Source organism: Pseudoxanthomonas sp. LjRoot204_2 (assembly GCF_056175765.1).
Genome location: NZ_JBGFFG010000276.1, coordinates 1 through 4551 on the forward strand (window position 1 = coordinate 1; position 4551 = coordinate 4551).

Here is a 4551-nt window from a genome sequence, read left to right on the forward strand (position 1 = left end):
TCCAGCCGCTGCTCAAGCTCACTCCCTTGCAGTGGGCGATGTTTCGGGCGATGGCCGGGACGACCTTGTCTTCCTGTACCTGCGCCACGCCCCTAATCCGATAAACAACCGTACGGAAATCTACGTCGCCCACCAGCTCAGCGACGGTCGTCTTGATGCGGCAGTCAGGATTGCTGACTCGGGCAACAATCTCTCGCACCAGCTCCTGGTCGCCGACCTGGACCGCGATGGTGTAGGCGATATCATCACCGCCACCGTTAATGGCGTCATGACACTTCGCTCGCATGCGGATGGCACGTTTACCTCGAACACCACTGTCGTTGGCGACCCATTCGACATCGTAGTGACCGACGTCGATCGCGATGATTACCTAGACGTTTTGGTCGACTCAAGCGATACGTTAGCCACCGTTATTCACGGGGACGGTGATGGTTCCTTCGACCGCGTATCAACGTTGCCATTGCCCTCGGCTGCCGCTCGAACGACGGGCGATGTCACGGGAGATGGCTTGGATGATCTGATTCTGGGTACGATCTTCAACAGGCCCCTGGAGGAGTTCCGGATCTATCCAGCACTGGCCTCAGGGGGGTATGCCACTCCGGTGGTGCGCTCCCTGCCACTGGGATCCAACCATACGTCATCGCTCGTCGTTGGCGACTTCAATGGCGACGGCCGCGGTGACCTGGTGTTGGATGAAGCGAGAAACGGAGCGAACCTTCGCCTGTATATCCAAGATTCGCAGGGCAACCTCGCCTCCAGCGTCGAAATTACCCGGTACTCGAGCTCCGGCCCCATGATCGCCGTAGACCTCGATCGCGATGGTCGGACCGACCTGGCAAAGGCGCACACCGGATGGAGCTACATCGGGTACTACCTTCAGACCAGTGAGGGCCTGGCCCCGGAAACCCTCATCAATGCCTACCAGAGCATGGGGCGGCTTTACTACTTCGCCGCAGGCGATCTCAACCATGACGGATGTGTGGATCTGGCAATCGCTCGGGGAAGTCAATCTCCTGTGTTTGTGTACGGCCAAGGATGCGCACCACCACGCGTTGCCGCTTGCTGCTCCCGATCGCTCGCCGTGGAGGATCCCGTGGCCCGCGTAGCGAGCCAGACATCTCGGCTGGCACGACCCGACAGCGGTGCGCGCGCCAATAGCGGAGAAAATCCGATACGGAACGCAGGCCCGCGTCCTGTGCGCGACGAGCGCGGCACACGTGATGTGCCACGCAAGCAGGTCTACATACCGTTCCTGAATCCGTAGCTGCACCCCTCAGGTTACAGCGACACTCCTCACCCCGCCGCCACAAACCTCAACCCCACCCCAGGCTCCGTCGCGATATACCTTGGCGCTGTCGCGTCATCACCCAGCTTCTGCCGCAACTTGCCCACCAGGATGCGCAGGTAATGCGTGTCGTCCTGGTGGGTGGGGCCCCAGAGTTCGCGCAGCAGTTGCGGTTGGGTGACCACGCGGCCGGGGTGTTGCAGCAGCAGGGCTAGCAGGGCGAATTCCTTGCGGCTCAGCGCGACGGGTTCGCCGTCCAGCGTCACTTCGCGGCGGCCGAGGTCGACGTGCAGGTGGCCGTCGTCGAACAGCGGCATGGCCGCATCGCTGGCGGCGATGCGCGTGCGCAGCAGGCCGCGGATTCGCGCCATCAGCTCCTGCACGCCGAACGGTTTGGTGACGTAGTCGTTCGCGCCGCCATCGAGCGCGGCGACTTTCTCCGCTTCGCCGTCGCGCACGGTCAGCATGATGACCGGCACCTGCGACCATTGCCGCAGTTCGCGCAGTACCTCGTGGCCGTCCAGGTCGGGCAGGCCGATGTCCAGCACCACCAGGTCGGCACCCTGCGCCGCCAGCTCGGCCAGTCCGGCATGGCCACTCTCGGCCAGCGCCACCACATAGCCCTGCGCGCGCAGGCTGATGTCGAGGAAACGCCGGATCTGCGGCTCGTCGTCGATCACCAGGATGCGGGCCGGCGGTGCGGACGCGGGGGGTGGCGCGGTGTAGGTCAAGCCGGTGCCTGTGGTGCGGGAGTGAGCAGCGGCAGGGTAATCCGGATCACCGTGCCGCGGCCATCCGGCCCGGGCAGCGCCTGCACGCTGCCGCCGTGCGCGCCCACCATGCCCTGGCAGATCGCCAGTCCCAGACCGGTGCCGTGGCGGCCACGGTCGCCGCGCTCCACGCTGTAGAACATGTCGAAGATGCGCGCGCGCTCGTCTTCCGGAATACCGGGTCCCCGGTCGCGCACGTCGATGCGCAAGGCACCGTCGATCAACTTCGCGTCGACCTGCACCGGTTCGTTCGGCGGCGAGAACTTCGCGGCGTTCTCCAGCACGTTGAACACGGCCTGCTCGATCAGGGCCGGATGCACCCAGATCGTCGGCACGTCCGCGGCGATCGTGGTCTGCACGCGCACGTCCGGCTGGTAACGCTGCAGGCGCGAGACCGCCGAGCCGAGCAGTTCGTCCACGCCGATCCAGTCGCGGTTGAGCGTCAATCCGCTATGGCCCAGCCGCGTCATGTCGAGCAGGTTCTGGATGTAGCGGTCCAGCCGCTCGCCTTCCTGCTGGATGGTGTCGAGCAGGCTGCGTCGATCGCCTTCGCTGATCGCACTCCAGTAGCTGGCCAAGCTGCTGGCCGAACCGATCATCGAGGCGAGCGGCGAGCGCAGGTCGTGCGACACCGACGACAGCAGCGCCGACCGCAGGCGTTCGGTCTCGCCACTGACGCGCGCGTCTTCCAGCTCCGTCACCAGCCGCGTGCGCACCACCGCCTGCGCGATGTCTTCCGTCATCGCTTCCGCCAGCCGCCGCTGCTCCGGCAGCAGGCGGGCGGCGTCCTCGAAACGCAGCCCCACCACCCCGAGGCTGGCGCGGTCGCCGCGCAGCGGCAGGAACCAGCGCGCCGCGCCCGCCAGCGTGTCGGTATGGCGTCCGGTCGGTTGTCCGTGCTGCTGCGCCCAGTCGCTGGCGGCACGGTCGATCTCGCTCAGCGTGGCGTCGACGGGCTCTTCGCGCCCCTGCACGCGCAGCCAGGCATCGGCGCCGAGTGCGCGCTCCAACGCCTTGCGGCCGGCGACCAGCACCTGGCCCAGGTCGGCGGCGCCGGCCAGGTCGCGGCCCAGGGCCTGCAATGCCGTGGCCTGCGCATTGGCCGCACGCAGCGCGACCACCTGCATGCGCAGGCGCGAGGCCAGGCGTCCTGCAACGAGGGCCGCCACCAGGAACAGGAACACCGTGGCCACACCTTGGCGCGCGCCGATGTTGAAGGTGAAGCGCGGTTCGATGAAGAAGAAGTTGTAGGCCAGGAAGCTCAACAGTGCGGCCACCACGGCGGCGGTCATGCGCGTGCGTGCGGCCACCAGCACCACCGCGACGATGAAGACCATCGACAGATCTTCCAGCCCTACCCAGCGCTCGGCCAGCCAGGCGACGCCCACTGACAGGACCGAGGCCGTCGCCGCGAAGCCCAGCTCCTCCCGGGGCAGCCAGCCGTTCGGACCGGCACTGCCACGGCGCGAACGCGCGCGCGCTTCCGGCGTGCTGATGATGACCAGCTCGTAGTGCACGCCGCGCTGCAGGATCTGCTGCGTCAGCGTGCGGTTGATCATGCGCGCGAACGGCCGTTCGCGCGTACGCCCCAGCACCAGTGTGGAGGCTCCGCTCTGGGTGGCATGGTCGAGCAGCGCATCGGGAATGCGCGCACCGCGCAGCACCTCGGTGTCCGCGCCCAACCGACGCGCCAGCGCGAAGGCCTGGTCGATCTCGCGCTGCTGCGCCTCGTCCACCGTGTCCGACACCTGCACGGTCACCACGCTCCACGGTGCATCGCGCCGTTCGGCGATGCGGCGCGCGGCACGCACCAGGTACTCGGACTGGCCGCGTCCGTCGATGGCCACCAGCACCCGACGACGCAGCGGCATGCCGGGCAGGCCACGCGCAGCCTGGTCTTCGCGCAGGTCGGCGTCGACACGGTCGGCCGCCGTCTGCATGGCCAGTTCGCGCAATGCGATCAGGTTGGAGGGCGAGAAGAACGCCTGCAACGCCTGCGACGCCTGTTCCGGCAGGTACACCTTGCCCTGGTGCAGGCGTTCGATCAGTTCGCGCGGCGGCAGGTCCACCAGCACGATGTCGCGCAGCCGGTCGAACACGGCGTCCGGCACGGTTTCGCTGACGCGCACGCCGGTGATCCGGTGGACGACATCATTGAGGCTCTCCAGGTGCTGGATGTTGATCGTGGTGTGGACGTCGATGCCGGCATCGAGCAGTTCGATCACGTCCTGCCAGCGGCGCTCGTGGCGGCTGCCCGGCGCGTTGCGGTGGGCGAGTTCGTCCACCAGCGCGATCTGCGGGCGACGCGCCAGCAGCGCATCCAGGTCCATCTCCTCCAGCCAACGACCTTGGTAGGCCACGCGCTTGCGCGGCAGGATGTCCAAGCCTTCGGTCAGCGCGGCGGTCTCGCCGCGCCCGTGCGTCTCCACGATGCCCACCACTACGTCGCGGCCCTGGCGACGCAGCTCGCGCGCCCGCGACAGCATGGTGTAGGTC

At 67.3% G+C, this 4551-nt stretch carries 3 protein-coding genes; 1 reads left to right on the plus strand and 2 read right to left on the minus strand.

Features of this window, described 5'->3' with window-relative positions:
* On the plus strand, positions 1–1264 hold a 1264-nt coding region (locus AC04L7_RS12840; protein ID WP_475513141.1), incomplete at its 5' end, for an FG-GAP repeat domain-containing protein.
* Positions 1265–1293: 29 nt separating this feature from the next.
* On the opposite strand, the gene AC04L7_RS12845 is transcribed toward AC04L7_RS12840, so the two are convergent.
* Together AC04L7_RS12845 and AC04L7_RS12850 are read right to left on the minus strand one after the other, a co-directional pair.
* On the minus strand, positions 1294–2016 hold the full coding sequence (locus AC04L7_RS12845; RefSeq protein ID WP_435996706.1) for a response regulator: 723 nt from the start codon (positions 2014–2016) through the stop codon (positions 1294–1296).
* The coding region (locus AC04L7_RS12850; RefSeq protein ID WP_475513142.1) for an ATP-binding protein at positions 2013–4551 on the minus strand (2539 nt) is incomplete at its 5' end. The genes AC04L7_RS12850 and AC04L7_RS12845, both read right to left, overlap by 4 nt.